The 15,175-nt window shown below is 52.8% G+C and carries 16 protein-coding genes; 13 read left to right on the plus strand and 3 right to left on the minus strand.

Annotated elements, in window-relative coordinates; all coding sequences use genetic code 11:
* A partial coding sequence (locus K2I50_RS02015) for a hypothetical protein (RefSeq protein ID WP_301024582.1) occupies positions 1-389 on the plus strand: 389 nt, incomplete at its 5' end.
* 118 nt (positions 390-507) lie between these two features.
* On the opposite strand, the gene K2I50_RS02020 is transcribed toward K2I50_RS02015, so the two are convergent.
* Positions 508-1,314 (minus strand): M48 family metallopeptidase, encoded by an 807-nt coding sequence (locus tag K2I50_RS02020; protein ID WP_301024583.1) that lies wholly within the window; start codon positions 1,312-1,314, stop codon positions 508-510.
* 49 nt (positions 1,315-1,363) lie between these two features.
* Here K2I50_RS02020 and K2I50_RS02025 point away from each other — a divergent pair, with 49 nt between their 5' ends.
* From K2I50_RS02025 to K2I50_RS02060, 8 genes are all read left to right on the plus strand, one after another.
* Positions 1,364-1,972, plus strand: a complete 609-nt coding sequence (locus K2I50_RS02025) for a hypothetical protein (RefSeq protein WP_301024584.1) — start codon at positions 1,364-1,366, stop codon at positions 1,970-1,972.
* Positions 1,973-2,143: 171 nt separating this feature from the next.
* Entirely contained in the window at positions 2,144-2,788 is a 645-nt protein-coding gene (locus K2I50_RS02030; RefSeq protein ID WP_135993555.1) for a 50S ribosomal protein L25, read from the plus strand.
* 17 nt (positions 2,789-2,805) lie between these two features.
* Positions 2,806-3,429, plus strand: a complete 624-nt coding sequence (gene pth / locus K2I50_RS02035; RefSeq protein ID WP_301024585.1) for an aminoacyl-tRNA hydrolase — start codon at positions 2,806-2,808, stop codon at positions 3,427-3,429.
* Positions 3,422-3,847 carry an RNA-binding S4 domain-containing protein gene (locus K2I50_RS02040; RefSeq protein WP_301024594.1) on the plus strand — a complete coding sequence of 142 codons (426 nt, stop codon included), beginning with the start codon at positions 3,422-3,424 and terminating at the stop codon, positions 3,845-3,847. Before pth ends, K2I50_RS02040 begins: the two co-directional genes overlap by 8 nt.
* Positions 3,844-4,500 (plus strand): SprT family zinc-dependent metalloprotease, encoded by a 657-nt coding sequence (locus K2I50_RS02045; RefSeq protein ID WP_301024586.1) that lies wholly within the window; start codon positions 3,844-3,846, stop codon positions 4,498-4,500. The genes K2I50_RS02040 and K2I50_RS02045 overlap by 4 nt, the downstream gene beginning before the upstream one ends.
* Positions 4,501-4,662: 162 nt before the next feature.
* Positions 4,663-4,818 carry a 50S ribosomal protein L34 gene (rpmH, locus tag K2I50_RS02050; protein ID WP_068961140.1) on the plus strand — a complete coding sequence of 52 codons (156 nt, stop codon included), beginning with the start codon at positions 4,663-4,665 and terminating at the stop codon, positions 4,816-4,818.
* 203 nt (positions 4,819-5,021) lie between these two features.
* The gene (gene proS / locus K2I50_RS02055; protein ID WP_301024587.1) at positions 5,022-6,503 is read left to right on the plus strand and encodes a proline--tRNA ligase; all 1,482 of its coding nucleotides are present in this window, start codon (positions 5,022-5,024) and stop codon (positions 6,501-6,503) included.
* Positions 6,504-6,577: 74 nt separating this feature from the next.
* Positions 6,578-7,531, plus strand: coding sequence for a glycosyltransferase family 2 protein (locus K2I50_RS02060; RefSeq protein ID WP_301024588.1), 954 nt, complete (start codon positions 6,578-6,580; stop codon positions 7,529-7,531).
* Positions 7,532-7,587: 56 nt separating this feature from the next.
* Here K2I50_RS02060 and K2I50_RS02065 read toward each other — a convergent pair whose 3' ends face one another.
* Both K2I50_RS02065 and K2I50_RS02070 read right to left on the minus strand, forming a co-directional pair.
* A complete protein-coding gene (locus tag K2I50_RS02065) occupies positions 7,588-9,318 on the minus strand; it encodes a bifunctional metallophosphatase/5'-nucleotidase (RefSeq protein WP_301024589.1) in 1,731 nt (576 codons plus the stop codon).
* A 157-nt stretch (positions 9,319-9,475) separates the two neighbouring features.
* On the minus strand, positions 9,476-11,677 hold the full coding sequence (locus K2I50_RS02070) for a glycoside hydrolase family 36 protein (protein ID WP_526022940.1): 2,202 nt from the start codon (positions 11,675-11,677) through the stop codon (positions 9,476-9,478).
* A gap of 246 nt (positions 11,678-11,923) precedes the next feature.
* On the opposite strand from K2I50_RS02070, the gene K2I50_RS02075 reads away from it, so the two are divergent.
* The 4 genes from K2I50_RS02075 (at position 11,924) to K2I50_RS02090 (ending at position 15,012) form a co-directional block, all read left to right on the plus strand.
* The gene (locus K2I50_RS02075; protein WP_301024590.1) at positions 11,924-12,319 is read left to right on the plus strand and encodes a VOC family protein; all 396 of its coding nucleotides are present in this window, start codon (positions 11,924-11,926) and stop codon (positions 12,317-12,319) included.
* A 70-nt stretch (positions 12,320-12,389) separates the two neighbouring features.
* On the plus strand, positions 12,390-12,944 hold the full coding sequence (locus K2I50_RS02080; protein ID WP_301024591.1) for a DUF4924 family protein: 555 nt from the start codon (positions 12,390-12,392) through the stop codon (positions 12,942-12,944).
* 49 nt (positions 12,945-12,993) lie between these two features.
* A complete protein-coding gene (locus K2I50_RS02085) occupies positions 12,994-13,617 on the plus strand; it encodes a hypothetical protein (RefSeq protein WP_301024592.1) in 624 nt (207 codons plus the stop codon).
* A gap of 63 nt (positions 13,618-13,680) precedes the next feature.
* Positions 13,681-15,012, plus strand: a complete 1,332-nt coding sequence (locus K2I50_RS02090) for an alpha-L-fucosidase (RefSeq protein ID WP_301024593.1) — start codon at positions 13,681-13,683, stop codon at positions 15,010-15,012.
* The last annotated feature ends 163 nt before the right edge of the window (positions 15,013-15,175 follow it).

Raw genomic sequence — 15,175 nt, forward strand, 5'->3', positions numbered from 1 at the left:
GGACAGTAACATATCCTGGAGGGACAATCCACTTTCCGGCCACCGGCATGCGCGACATGAGCCTGAGGTATAACATATTCGGTACCATGACCAAATACACAGCCTCACGAGCCAATGATTTCACCGACAAGTATTCTCTGAAAGATCAGACATATCCTGCATTCCGTATGATTACATATCTGAGTTCATCCTCATTCAACGGCGACCAGACTATGGTATATCTTATTGACAACCGATTTGAATACTACTACAACGGCGCGTTACAGACCAGTTATCAAAGTCATTACAAGGCAGAAGACATCAACAGGAACACGCTGGTTCCGGCTACTGCATCGTGCACCGGTTCAAACAACAGCTACGGCCTCACCGTGCGTCCTGTCCACGACTGACGCCCTCCCTGCTAAGGCACAATCCCGACTACAAGTCCCAATCGGCCATAATAATAGAGCCACCCCGGTCGGGTGGCTCTATTATTATGGTATTTGTCTATCGCAACAGCCGATGCGATTACTTTGTCTCCTCGGCTGCGGGACGCTGGAAGCCGTCGGCCTGACAACGCTTTGTCATCTTGTCGATGCGGGCCTGGGTCTCGGGATGCGACGAGAACATTTTGGTTATGTACGACGAGCTGGCGCCACTCTCTCCCTCCATCTTCAGGAATTTCTCGAAAGCCATCACCATGCCCCAGGGATTCTTGCCCTTCGACACGAGGAAATCGTATCCGCAGTTGTCGGCCTCATTCTCCTGCTTCTGCGAGAACTTGGCGTTGATAAGACCCGAGCCGAGAGTGCCGAGCTGCGATTCGGTAAGGGCAGCTGCCTTGCCGCCGGTCGAGGCTATACCATCCTTGAGAGCATCGGTAAGGAGCTGGGTGCGGAACGCGTTCTTCGAGTGGTGCTTCATCACATGGCCTATCTCATGGCCGATGATGCCGAGCAGCTCGTCGTCGCTCATAATGTCCATCAGCGAGGAGAACACACGCACACTGCCGTCGGGGCATGCGAAAGCGTTGACATCGATTACGTCGTATACCTTGAAGTTCAGAGGTATGCCGTCGGCCTCGGTGATACCCTCGGTGAGCTTCTTCAGACGGATGGTATAGGGATTGTCGTCGGGAGTCACAGGATTGTTCTTGTCCATCCAGTCGACCGATTCCTTTACATACTCAGCCATCTGTGCATCAGTAAGTGTAGCAGCTTGTACGGCCTTGGTAGCGCCGCCGATAGCCTTCTTTAAATTGAACTGAGCGGATGCAGGCACCGCAGTGGCCACACACATGAACGATAATAAAAATTTAATTGCTGTCTTTTTCATCTCAAAAAAAGTTTTAAATTTGTAAACAAAGTTATAAATAACTACCGTCATGTGCAAAACGAAAATGCGTTCTATCGGGCGCTATATTCTGATTGGCCTTATAATTCTCCTCACAATGGTTGCCTACGGGGCGTCGATGGGCATCTACGGCGAGACTGTGGTCAATGCCTGGATACCGCTCGGAGGGTCACTTATAATCGCCCTGCTGTCGGGTAGCCGCATGTGGAGACTCTGGCGCCGGCTGACGCAGAGCGATTCGATGTGGTTTAACCTCGCATGCCATACCGTCACGGCTACGGGAGTGGTGATGGCCACATTATATATATGCAACTACGCATTTGCCGACAGCACCACTCTCCACAAGGAGACAGTGGTGGTGGAGCGTCGCTACTCCGAGACCCGCCACCGCACGAAGCGCATATCGCGCCGCGTGTATGGCCGTGGCGAGCCCTACAAGGTGTATTACATCGACGTGCGGTTTGTCGACTCAGGCAAGATCAAAGCCATATCCCTGAAAAACAATCTATTCCGCCGCATACACACCGGCGACACCCTCAGCCTCGACACCGAGGCCGGGCTGTTGGGATTTCCGGTGATAATACGCCACGGAGCACCGATTGACATACCGCCGTCAAGCTATCGGATACAGCGGCGATAGCCTCACAGACAATCCATTAGACAATCGTCATGCGGAATTCTACAGAATTTCGCGTCTGCATTTTGATAATTCGCCCGAAATCACTACCTTTGCACCGCTTTTTAGCATCCCCGTGTGATGGGAAATTAGAAAGCTCTAATTTTGAGTAACACAAATTTTTATTCCAACAAAATGAAGACTTACAATCTTGCAGCACAGCCCCGTACCGACCTCGGTAAGAAGGCTGCCAAGACCCTCCGCGCCGAGGGCCTCATCCCCGCTGTCCTCAATGGCGGCGAAATCGTTACCCTCCCCTACACCGCAGCCCTCAAGCCCGGTGAGAAGCTCGTGGAGATCGGCAACGGTAAAGGCATCATCACTACCGACATCGTAGTAAAGAACGACGACGTGCGCAAGCTCCTCTATACTCCCGACGTATTCGCTATCGAGCTCGAAGTAAACGGTGAGAAGCGCAACGCTGTGCTCCGCGAAGTACAGTTCCACCCTGTAAAGGACACCGTGCTCCACATCGACCTCCTCGAGGTTAACGAAAACAAGCCCGTAGTAGTGGAAGTACCCGTGAAGCTCGAAGGCCACGCCGAAGGTGTGAAAGCCGGTGGTAAGCTCCAGCTCTCTATGAAGAAGCTCAAAGTGAAGGCTCCCTACACTCAGATACCCGAACGCGTGGTAATCAACATCGACAACCTCGGCCTCGGCAAGACCCTCCAGGTAGGCGAACTCCACTTCGAAGGCCTCGAGCTCGTCAACGCCAAGAACGCCGTTGTCTGCGCCGTACAGCTCACACGTGCCGCACGTGGTGCCGCTGCCAAGGCATAATCATCCGGTTACTGCCAATGAAATACCTGATTGTAGGGCTGGGCAACATCGGCGACGAATACCGTGGAACCCGCCACAACATAGGATTTATGATATTGGATGCCTTTGCCGAGGCATCCAATATTTCTTTTACCACCGACCGCTATGGCGACGTGGCTCACATGCGTCTGAAAAACAAACTGCTGACGCTCGTAAAGCCGTCGACATACATGAATCTCTCGGGCAATGCCGTGCGCTACTGGAAAGAGAAGGAAGGAATCGACAACAACCATATACTGGTGCTCGTCGACGACATCGCCCTCCCCTTCGGAGCGATACGCCTGAAGCCGTCGGGCTCCGACGCGGGCCACAACGGCCTGAAAAATATCGCCCAGATGCTCGGTTCGGCAGCCTATCCGCGGCTACGCTTCGGCATAGGCAACGACTTCCCGCGCGGATGCCAGATTGACTATGTGCTCGGCCGCTTCACCCCCGCACAGCGCGAGGAGCTGCCACAGCGCATCGAGGTAGCGTGCGATGCCATCAAGGCATTCTGCCTCAGCGGCATCCAGTTTGCCATGTGTAACTTCAACAACAACGGACAGGCCCCGGCCAAGGGGACGGCTCCGTCAAAAAACACAGACAACAATGGCACTGACTGAAGAACGGATTGACAAATGGATGTGGGCTACGCGCATCTTCAAGACCCGCACCATCGCCACCGACGCCTGCAAGAAAGGCCGTGTGCTGATGGGTGGCGTTGCCGTAAAGCCGTCGAGGGTAGTGAAGGAGGGCGACGTGATAAGCGTGCGCAAGCCGCCGGTCACCTACTCGTTCCGCGTGAAAGCGCTCACTGCCAACCGCCTCGGCGCCCGGCTCGTGCCCGACTATCTTGAAAACATCACTCCACAGTCGGAACTCGACCTGCTCGAGGTAGTGAAGATAAGCGGATTCATCGACCGCCGCAAAGGCCTCGGCCGACCCACCAAGCGCGAAGGCCGTGAGCTGTCGCGATTCAAGGAGGAAGCCATGGACGACGGCTGGGACTTTGACTTCGACTTCGATTCCGACGACGAATGACAGTGACCCAGCCGATACTGTGCGACCGGTTCAACAGGTTCAATGAGCTGATATTCGGAGGCCGGCTGCCGCGCATACAGCTGCGCGTAAGTTCTGCCGCCACACGCGCCGGCAGTTTCTCCCACCGCACGTTGCGCAGCCGCTCAGGCACAGAACACCGCCGCACGATAAGCATCAGCAGCGCCTTCGACCTCAGCCCCGACGCTCTCGACGATGTGATAATCCACGAGATGATTCACTACTGGATCGACCTCTACGGACCGCGCGAGGCTCCCCACGGACCCGCGTTCCGCGCCATGATGCAGGAAATCAACCGCACCCACCGGCGCCACATCACCGTCAGACTTGAGGCTACGCCCGAAGCATGCCGAAAACCGCGTTTCGTAGGAGTGGTAGAGCTCTCCGACGGCCGCACAGGCATAGTGGTGCCGGCCCGCTCGCGCCTCGCCGACATGTACCGCGACATCCCGCGCCTGTTTGGAGCGGTAAGCTGCCGGTGGTACGTATCGTCCGACGGATATTTCGCACGCTTCCCCGCCGCCCTGAAGCCCAGGCTATACCTCCCCGAGCCCGATTGCCTTGAGCATGCACTCGCCGGAGCACGCCAATTTACCATCTCCTCAGGCAAGCTGATTATGCCGACATCGACCTGATTGACAGCATACAACAAGCCTGAAAAAATTTTAGCGTACGGAATTTAACGCAACATTTGCAAATTATAAATGTTTTGCGTAATTTTGCACGCGATTTACCACAGCCTGCATTATGCGCATGCCGTGACACCTTGATTAATAACAACAAAACATTATACTGCAATGAAGAGAACATTCCAGCCCTCCAACCGCAAGAGAGTAAACAAGCACGGTTTCCGTGAACGTATGTCCACTCCCAACGGTCGCAAGGTCCTCGCACGTCGTCGTGCCAAGGGTCGCGTCCACCTCACCGTAAGCGATACCATCGCCCGCAAATAATACCCCTCTCTTACATAAGTAAACTCATCAAAGCACGGCAATTTCCGGATTGTCGTGCTTTATGCATGTATACCATTACATCTCCCGGATAAAGGTCCGGCAGATACGATAAGTTACACGGGAATCCTATCTGTTACCACATTTTTTCGTAAATTTGCAGTTGTCAATACTCTATTGAAAAGGAAATAAATACATATATTGCAATGGCAAAAGAACTGAAAAATCTCACAAAGCGCAGTGAGGACTACTCAAAGTGGTACAACGAACTGGTAGTCAAGGCCGATCTGGCCGAGCAGAGCGCCGTGCGCGGCTGCATGGTAATCAAACCCTACGGCTACGCCATCTGGGAAAAGATGCAGCGCTATCTCGACGACATGTTCAAGGCCACCGACGTGCGCAACGCATATTTCCCCCTGCTTATCCCCAAATCGTTCCTCTCCCGTGAGGCAGAGCATGTAGAGGGATTCGCCAAAGAGTGTGCCGTAGTGACCCACCACCGCCTCATGAACGCCCCCGACGGCTCTGGTGTGGTGGTTGACCCCGAGGCACGCCTTGAGGAGGAGCTCATCATCCGCCCCACATCCGAAACAATCATCTGGAACACATACCGCAACTGGATCAACTCATACCGCGACCTGCCTATCCTCTGCAACCAGTGGTGCAACGTATTGCGCTGGGAGATGCGTACACGCATGTTCCTCCGTACAGCGGAATTCCTCTGGCAGGAAGGACACACCGCCCACGCTACTTCTGAAGAAGCCGAGGCACGCGCCATACAGATGCTCGACGTATACGCCGATTTCGCCGAGAAATACCTTGCCGTGCCCGTGGTAAAGGGTGTGAAGAGCGCCAACGAACGTTTCGCCGGAGCCATCAACACCTATACCATCGAGGCAATGATGCAGGACGGCAAGGCTCTCCAGTCGGGAACCTCCCACTTCCTCGGCCAGAACTTCGCAAAGGCATTCGACGTGACCTTCGTCAACAAGGAGAACAAGCCCGAATACGTATGGGCTACATCATGGGGTGTATCCACCCGACTGATGGGCGCGCTCATCATGACCCACTCCGACGACAACGGCCTTGTGCTCCCTCCCCACATCGCACCCATCCAGGTAGTGATAATCCCCATCTACAAGAATGCCGACCAGCTCGCCGCCATCTCGGCCCACGTCGACCCCATCATCAACCGCCTGCGCGAGCTCGGCATCAGCGTCAAGTATGACGACGCCGAAAACCGCCGTCCTGGATTCAAGTTTGCCGACTACGAGCTCAAGGGTGTGCCCGTGCGCCTCGCCATCGGAGCGCGCGACATCGAGGAAGGCACCGTTGAGGTAATGCGCCGCGACACCCTCGAAAAGCACTCGGCTCCCCTCGAAGGCATCGCCGAATATGTGGCAACTCTCCTTGAAGAAATCCAGCAGGGTATCTACGACAAGGCGCTCCGCCTTCGCGAGAGCATGACCCGCCCGGTCGATACCTGGGAGGAATTCAAGACCGAAATCGAAAAGGGAGGCTTCCTGCTCGCTCATTGGGACGGAACCACCGAGACCGAAGAAAAAATCAAGGAAGAAACCAAGGCCACCATACGCTGTATCCCATTCGACGGCGATACCACTCCCGGCACTTGTATCTACACAGGCAAGCCCTCGGCACGCCGTGTGATTTTCGCCCGCAATTATTGATTTATCCTGATATCCACAGCTTACGGACGCGGCACATCCGCGTCCGTAAGCATTCCACATCAATTATCTGAGCCATGTCAGCACCTCTGCCACGTATCGCAATCGTAATCCCCTGCTACAACGAAGAAGAAGCGCTACCAATCACATCGGCGCGCATACTCTCTCTGCTCGACCGCATGGCCGCCGACGGCCTTGTAGCCCTCGACAGTTTCATAATGTGCAGCAACGACGGCAGTCGCGACCGCACATGGCAGGTAATCGAACAGCTTCATGCCGAAGACACTCGTATCAAAGGTATATCTCTCGCCCACAACCGCGGACACCAGTACGCACTGCTTGCCGGCCTGATGGCCGTGCGCGACATGTGCGACGCAGCTATATCAATCGACGCCGATCTACAGGACGACCCGGAAGCCATAGTACGCATGGTCGAGGAGTTCCGCCTCGGTAAAGAGATAGTGTATGGCGTGCGGTCAAGCCGTGCCACCGACACATGGTTCAAACGCTCTACGGCCCATGCGTTCTACTCTCTGCAACACCATATGGGCCTCGACACCATCTACGACCATGCCGATTACCGTCTGCTGAGCGCCAGGGCTCTCGACCTGCTGTCGGAATATGGTGAAAGCAATCTGTTTCTTCGAGGTATCATCCCGCAACTCGGCCTTGACACAGCCATAGTGACCTACGAACGCCACGAACGTGTGGCCGGCGAGTCAAAATATCCCCTCGCCAAGATGCTGAGCTTCTCTATCGACGGCATCACGTCATTCTCATCCAAGCCGATACGCATTATTTTTGTCGTAGGCCTCATACTGCTCATTGTGGATATCGCAGTGGCCATATGGGTATTCGCAAGCTACTTCTCCCACAGCACAATCTCAGGCTGGACCTCGCTGATTATCTCCATATGGTTTCTCGGTTCCCTTACTCTCATGGCCATCGGCATTGTCGGTGAATATGTAGGCAAGATATATACCGAAGTAAAACACCGTCCGCGCTACGCCATCCGCGACCGTTTACTCTGATTTACCATCAAATAAACAACAAGCGCCGCATCTATCGGGGATGCGGCGCTTGTTGTTTATTTGCCGAACATTATGGCTCTGTCACGCTTGGCAGCTGGACGAGCGAGCTTCTCAGGCACAAATTTCCATTGGTTGAGAGGACGGGGATTAATCTTGCCGCGCTCGCGTATATATTCGGTAAGATAGTGGCGAAGATCGCGGTCGGTAGCACTGATGATACGCGACGGAAGTTCGGAATGCGGTATGCCGGCGCCCTTGGTAAGCAGCTCGCCACCACCGTTGCCGCGATAGGAGTTGAGAGCCACTTTATAATGCTTTGCCGGGTCGAACGGACGGCCATCGGCCATACGTAGTATAGTTATCTTCTCTCCCTCGGGCTTGGTAACATCGACCTCGTAGATGATGCCGGCGGCTGAGTCGAAATTGTAGCTCGCGTTTTTAAGTTTGGAGTGGGTCTGGTCGCCACTGCGCGTGCCGTCGCTGAATAGCATCATATGGTCATCGGCCGACTTCATCTGCTGTGTCCACAATCCGTACGAGCGTTCCAGATAATTCTTAATCTCCTCTCCGGTAAGGTCCATCACATAAAGCATATTCTCGTACTTGTAGAGATTGAACATGTCGCTTACGGTAATCTCTCCCGCGGGTATAGAGGCATCATAGCTCAATGGGGCAACAAACGACACATCAGCACCGGTAATGCCAAGCTGAAGTTCATGTATGAGGTCGACAAATGCCGACGGCCCGAAATAGGCGTCGCGGGTGGTGATACCGCGCGTCATGGTGCCGATGGGCGTGTCGACATACTCCTTTATAGTAGCCATCTGCGGGGCAAATTCGGCCATGAACACGCTGTCAGGCTCATAAGCACCCATATCAGATATACGTCCGTCGATTTTCTTGCTGACGATATGTCCGAGACTGTCGACACCGAATGTCATTTCGACATCGACAAGGTAGACTGCATTGTTGGCCGGATTCATCACCAGCACGCTGTCACCGGCCACATTCACAGTCCATTTGTTCTCCGTGCGGTGGTCATGCCCCATGAGCACCACGTCAAATCCCGGCACGCGCTGAGCCACCTCGAGCGATGCGTTCTCCTTGTAGTTTACCAGAATATTGCCGGACTGGCCTGAGTGGAACAGGCCGACAAGCAGATCGGGGTGCTCGCGCTCCATGATTACAGGCACCCATTTGCGGGCAGTCTCCTCCATATCGTCAAAACGAAGGCCCTGCCACAACACCTCGGGCAACCAGGCCGGTATGCCGGGCGTAATCATGCCAAGCACCGCAATCTTTATACCTTTGCGATTGATTATCGTATAGGGACGGAAATGCGGCTCGCCTGTAGCGGTGTTGATGACATTGGCTCCAAGCACAGGCATCGCACATTCAGCGGCCCAACGGTCCATCACCTTACGGCCTGTCTCCACATCGTGGTTGCCGATTGTACCTGCATCATAACCGATAAAGTCGAGCATACGCGCCGCAATGTGTGGCACTACGGTATCGACATAATTATAATAATATACTGTAGGCTGTCCCTGAAGTATGTCGCCGTTGTCCACAATGATGACAGCATCGTCGCCCACTTGGCCGCGAACATCCTTTACTGCTGAGGCCACACGTGCCAGACTGCCGTCGGATGGCTTTCCTGTAATGAAATTGTAGGGATAGAAATTACCGTGCACATCGCTTGTCTGAAGCATTCGCAACGTCACATCCTCAGCAAAAAGAGTGGCTCCGCATAGCGCAGCCACAGCAAGTATGGAGATTCTTTTCATAATTTATTATCTAACGTTAAGCGATTAATCACCGACACACACATTCAGCCGGTAAATTAATCAATTGTCACAGGTAGCTGAAAAAATTGCATGGAAGCGGATGCCATGCAGACCACTTCCATGCAAAAATATCGAATTTTGATGAGACAGGCAAACATTACAGCGCCTCAAGCACCAACACTCGCGAGGAGAAGTCGGTGGCATCGGCTTTATCGACACTGTGGAACGCAGGCATCGGCAGTCCGTTTGACATCAGAGCACGTCCGCTGAAAGTCTTGCCCTCGAATGGGAGCGCCTTGTTGTCGATGCGGTTCAATTCCTTCACACGATATATTTTATCGGGGTCGAGCCCATCCATAGGTACTCGGTGCAGCTGCTCGGCAGCCATCGACTCGGTCTTCCACCAGAAGAATGCTGCCTGCTTCTTGTCGGGCGACACATACATCAGCGAGGCCACTCCCTTTTTGTCGAACGGCGACTGAAGGCGATACAGGTCGCCGAGCTGCACTACAGGACGTATCGTCTTGTAGTCGGCTATGGCACGGCGTGTCTGATTCTTTTCAGCATCGGTCATATCTTTAGGCTGGAGCTCCATGCCGAGACGTCCGGCCATGGCCACATCTGTACGGTATTTCAGCGAGGTGCGGCGTCCGGTCTGATGGTTGGGCGCGGCGCTGATATGGCTGCCCATACCTATGGCGGGGAAGAAGTAGCTCGTGCCCCACTGGATATACACACGCTGAAGAGCATCGGTGTTGTCGCTGGTCCAGTACTCATCAAACCATGGAAGATAGCCGTAGTTGACACGTCCGCCACCGCTTGAGCACGCCTGTATCACCACGTCGGGATGCTTGGCACGGATACGGTCGAGTGTCTTTGTAAGTCCGCGCCAGTACTCTATATTGTTGTGACTCTGACGGTCGGCCGACAGATATTGCGAGCCATGTATTGCCATGGCATTGTTAGCATCCCATTTTATGTAGGCGATTTCAGGATACTTGGTCATCAGTGTGTCGACGATTGTGAACACGATATCCTGACATTTCGGATTGGCCAGATCGAGCGCCACCTGCGCTTTACCTCTACCGGGCATATTTCCACGATTTGACGCCTTGATAATATATTCCGGATGCTTTTCATAAAGTTCGCTCTTTTCGTCAAGCATCTCAGGCTCAATCCATATGCCGAATTTTACACCCGCCTTCCCGGCGGCATCGGTAAGGCCCTTTATGCCATTCGGCAGTTTGTCGGTATCTACCACCCAGTCGCCAAGTCCCTGCTGATTATTATCGCGTGGATATTTATCGCCGAACCATCCGTCGTCCATCACAAACAGTTCGCCACCAAGTGAGGCGATGTCCTCCATCATCTGCACCATCTCGTGCTCTTTGATGTCGAAGTAAACACCTTCCCACGAGTTGAGCAGTACATCGCGCAGCTTGTCGCCATGAGCGAGTTTGGTGTCGCGGCCCCAGCGATGGAAGTTGCGGCTCACCTGTCCCATACCGTCGTTACTGTATGTCACAGCCAAAACGGGAGTGGTGAATGTCTCGCCCTTTGCAAGATAATATGGTGAATGCTCCTCGTTGATACCGGCAAAGAAGTGAATCCAGTTGCTGTTATCGTTAAGCGTGCGCAGCTTGAACGCACCCGGATAGCATAGAGCTGCGCCGACTACACGTCCACTGCGCTCCTGAGGCTTGCCGTCGAGCGAGAACATCATCTCGCCATGAGCGGCATGGTTGGGACGCAGCTGGTCGCGCGACTTTATGACTTTCAATCCGTGAGGAAGTGGCAGTTCTTCAAGCCATCCCTCTTTGGCCCATTCGCCATACAGATTGCTGCTCCACACGTCGCCGTAAGGTAGAGCTATATAGCCCGAAGCGTATTCCGAAAGCACTACATTGCCCTTTTCACCATGGGATATATCACTCCACATCTCTATCACGTCGGTTTCGGGATAAGTGCGATAGTTCACCCGCACGTAGAAAGGATAATGCTTGTCCTTAAGACTCACCGAGGTGACATTTCCGTCTCGCTCCACGCGGTCGACCACGAGATCAAGCGTCATGTTGCCATCGGTATGTGTAGCGGCAACGGCTGTCTCGCGGCGAGTGTTCATCCCATACGGAGGATAAGCGTTAACCGACGGCGCTCCGGATGACGTCATCGATTGAATGTCTTCATCAGTTAATTTGTCGCCATAGTGGTAGAAACGTAACTCCTTGCCCTTATCGGCCTTCAGCACAAGCGATGTGGCAGGGGTAGACACGTGGACAATCTCGGCAGACACGTCGGAAATACCGAGCATAGGCAGCGCCAGGAGAGAGGCATATGCCATGGATAACTTAAGGTTCATTTACTTTAAGGTTGATAGTTAGACTTGTCTTGAAGCTCAGTTAAGAACCGGCTTTAATATATGAATTCACATTGGAAAGCAAATTTAAAAATTATTTAGATGTTTCACAAATGCTTTCATTGCATTTTCATATCGCGACAAACAGTTTTCGCCATGAAACCAGACATCCCATAAGATTCCCTGAATTTATAGGAAAAATTTGGGAGGTTGCCACCGTATTGCTAACTTTGACAAAAACGACTCACTATGAATATAAGAGACCATATAACAGGCGTGCAACATATCGGGCTGCCAACCGATGATATCGGCCGAAGCATGGCATTCTACACTTCACTCGGATTTTCCCTTATTTATGAAACCGTCAACGAAGCTGCCGACGAGCGTGTCGCATTCATGTCACTGGGCAACCTCGTGATGGAAATATATGAAAACCACCGGGCAACACGTACGACTGGCGCAATAGACCATGTAGCCCTTGACGTACAGGATATCGACACACTGTTCACCAAAGTAACGGCTCTTGGCCACAAGGCGCTCGAAGGGCATATATGCTCTCTCCCTTTCTGGGAAAAGGGCGTGAAGTTCTTTACCATCAAAGGCCCCGACGGCGAAAAGATTGAATTCTGCGAACGCCTCAGATAGTGCGCAGACATCACATATACACCGTCAAACCGACAGGCTGATTTGTTATAAAAAGAAAAACAGCAACGACATGTACACCGCATCGCAAAAACGCAAAGAAAACATAGCCGAATATCTGCTCTATATGTGGCAGATTGAAGACATCATCCGCGCCAACAACCTCGATATCGACAAAATACGCGCTTCCATTATTGACCAATATGACCTTCCTGCCGAAAAGAAAAAAGAGATGGAGGAATGGTACGAGTCGCTTATCGACATGATGAGGCGCGAGGGCGTAGAGAAAACCGGTCATCTCCAGCTCAACAAAAATGTAATAATACAGCTCGACGACCTGCATCGTCAGCTTATGGCCGACCCGAAGTTTGTCGACTACCAGTCGGCATTCTACCATACACTTCCCTACATTGTGGAACTGCGCGCACGCCAGGGCGACGATAAACTCGGTGAAATCGAGACATGCTTCGCCGCGCTATACGGCACCCTGCTTATGCGCCTGCAAGGTAAGGAGATATCGAAAGAGACATCGGCGGCAATCTCCGGCATCACCCGATTCCTATCTCTTCTCGCCCGCTACTTCAAGCTCGACCAGGAGGACAAGCTCTTTGACAATCCCGATGCTTAGATGGTCTAAATCGACAATCTCTGAATAGCCCCTTATATTCCCGAAGACCATGAACATTTTAGATTTCTTCAAGCGCAAAGGTATTGACAAAGAGAAATATGAGTTAGTAGTAAGTTCTGACAGACCCTACGAAACAGGCACTACCGACGACGACGGTGTGACATGCATCAAAACATTCACCCCGCCACTTGAAATGAAAACAGAAAAGAAGTACCGTCTGCCGCTGAAAGTGTGTTTCGACAAGCGGAATCTCTACAGCCTTGAGGTGTATCTGCCGGATGCAACTACCGCCGAGATGCTGAAAGCATTGCCTCAGCACACAGCCATTATAATCACTCTGTGGCTATTTCTCGACGACGGTTCATTCTTTATCATGTTTCCCGACGAGGTCAACCCCCGGTTTGACGAGGCCGGTGATATAACCGCCTACCACCTGCCACTCCTGAAAGCAGGATTCCACTCCGAGCGCAAGAATCTCAAAAACTCACTCTCACCGGAGGAAATATGCGATTTCACCCGCGAGCAGCTTGTCACCCGTAACATAGTCGAAATCCAACCACGCATTCTTGGCACAACTGACGACGGCATCGACTGCCGTTCGGTCGAAATCAATTCGCCTACTGCCGAATACATCGCCAAGGCTATCGAAGTCATTCGCAATCACAATTTGTGACACAATAGCATTTGCAAATTCAATATAAGTAAGTCAATCAAAACCATATTTCTCTTGCGATTCATGTTGAAAAAGTTCACTTCACTGGCCATTGCCGCCATCATGGGTGCATCCGGCAATATTGCAGCGTGGGAGTACACCCCCTCCGACAGCAACCTTCAGGCACGCGAACAATTTCGCGACCACGGATTCGGCATTTTTCTCCACTGGGGCATATATTCGATGCTCGGACAGGGAGAATGGGCGATGGAAAACCTTCAGTTGCCTTATGCCGAATACAAGAATCTTGCGGCAGGCTTCTGTCCATCACGATTCGACGCCGACGAGTGGGTAAAGGCATTCAAGGATGCCGGAGCCGGATACATAACGATAACATCGCGACACCACGACGGATTCTCGATGTTCGACACCAAAGCCTCCGACTTCGACATTATCGACGCAACCCCTTTCAGACGCGACATAATAAAAGAGATTGCCGACGCATGCGCCCGCCACGGTCTTAAGCTGCACCTATATTATTCGCAGGTCGACTGGGGGCGCAACGACTATACTCCTCTCGGCGGTACCGGAAAGAAATCCGGACGGCGACTCGACGGAAACTGGGACGATTACCTGGCCTTTATGGACACACAGCTCACCGAACTCCTCACAAACTACGGTCAGATAGGGGCGATATGGTATGACGGCATATGGGACAAAAAAGGGAATGACAACGACGAGACAGCCCGCATATGGAATCTACAGCACCAGTATGAGCTGATACACTCTCTGCAGCCGGCATGCCTTATAGGCTCCAATCATCACCTCTCGCCCTATCCCGGCGAAGACATCCAGATTTTCGAGCGCGACAAGCCTGGCGAAAACTTCGCCGGATATTCCGGCCAGGAGGTGAGCGACCTTCCACTCGAAACATGCCAGACAATGAACGGCACATGGGGGTATCATCCTGCCGACCGTGCATGGAAATCACCTGAAAGCCTCATCAGGCTTCTTGTGGAGACGGCCGGAAAAGATGCCAACCTGCTGCTTAACATCGGTCCGCGTCCCGACGGCACCCTACCCGACGAAGCTGTTAGCACACTCCGCGTCATAGGCGACTGGATGAAGACATATGGTACCACAGTAAAAGGGGTACGCTCCGGTGTCGTCAATCCCCACGAATGGGGTGTTGCCACCCACCGCGGCAACAAGATGTACATACATGTGCTCAACGACACTGACGGCCCGGTGTTTATCCCGTATGCCGGCAACAAACTCAAGGCTGCAAAAATGTTTGCAAGTGACGAGAAAGTAGCATTCACCCAGCATCCCGAAGGAATCATACTCAAGCCCGGCCACAAACCGGCCGCCACAGTCGATATGGTAGTCGAGCTTACTTTCGACAAAGAAATCTGACCGAATCTACCGGCAATCGTCATCCTATTCTGAGCACCATACAATGATACAACAAAAAAGCTAATCTCCCGACCATCCGGCCGCACAATAAGACCCCGTTCCCCAATATTTGTTAACGCTGGGGTCGCATATCTCTGAGTGATTTTTGTCTTGTGATGATGGA

Origin of the sequence: Muribaculum sp. (genome assembly GCF_029051885.1) — a bacterium.
In the GTDB taxonomy this organism is placed as follows: domain Bacteria; phylum Bacteroidota; class Bacteroidia; order Bacteroidales; family Muribaculaceae; genus Muribaculum.

Coding starts and splice junctions, on each gene's coding strand:
- K2I50_RS02020 (WP_301024583.1), bottom strand. CDS start 1,314: ATGAAAAAGACAGCAATTAAATTTTTATTATCGTTCATGTGTGTGGCC.
- K2I50_RS02025 (WP_301024584.1), top strand. CDS start 1,364: ATGTGCAAAACGAAAATGCGTTCTATCGGGCGCTATATTCTGATTGGC.
- K2I50_RS02030 (WP_135993555.1), top strand. CDS start 2,144: ATGAAGACTTACAATCTTGCAGCACAGCCCCGTACCGACCTCGGTAAG.
- pth (WP_301024585.1), top strand. CDS start 2,806: ATGAAATACCTGATTGTAGGGCTGGGCAACATCGGCGACGAATACCGT.
- K2I50_RS02045 (WP_301024586.1), top strand. CDS start 3,844: ATGACAGTGACCCAGCCGATACTGTGCGACCGGTTCAACAGGTTCAAT.
- rpmH (WP_068961140.1), top strand. CDS start 4,663: ATGAAGAGAACATTCCAGCCCTCCAACCGCAAGAGAGTAAACAAGCAC.
- proS (WP_301024587.1), top strand. CDS start 5,022: ATGGCAAAAGAACTGAAAAATCTCACAAAGCGCAGTGAGGACTACTCA.
- K2I50_RS02060 (WP_301024588.1), top strand. CDS start 6,578: ATGTCAGCACCTCTGCCACGTATCGCAATCGTAATCCCCTGCTACAAC.
- K2I50_RS02065 (WP_301024589.1), bottom strand. CDS start 9,318: ATGAAAAGAATCTCCATACTTGCTGTGGCTGCGCTATGCGGAGCCACT.
- K2I50_RS02070 (WP_526022940.1), bottom strand. CDS start 11,677: ATGAACCTTAAGTTATCCATGGCATATGCCTCTCTCCTGGCGCTGCCT.
- K2I50_RS02075 (WP_301024590.1), top strand. CDS start 11,924: ATGAATATAAGAGACCATATAACAGGCGTGCAACATATCGGGCTGCCA.
- K2I50_RS02080 (WP_301024591.1), top strand. CDS start 12,390: ATGTACACCGCATCGCAAAAACGCAAAGAAAACATAGCCGAATATCTG.
- K2I50_RS02085 (WP_301024592.1), top strand. CDS start 12,994: ATGAACATTTTAGATTTCTTCAAGCGCAAAGGTATTGACAAAGAGAAA.
- K2I50_RS02090 (WP_301024593.1), top strand. CDS start 13,681: ATGTTGAAAAAGTTCACTTCACTGGCCATTGCCGCCATCATGGGTGCA.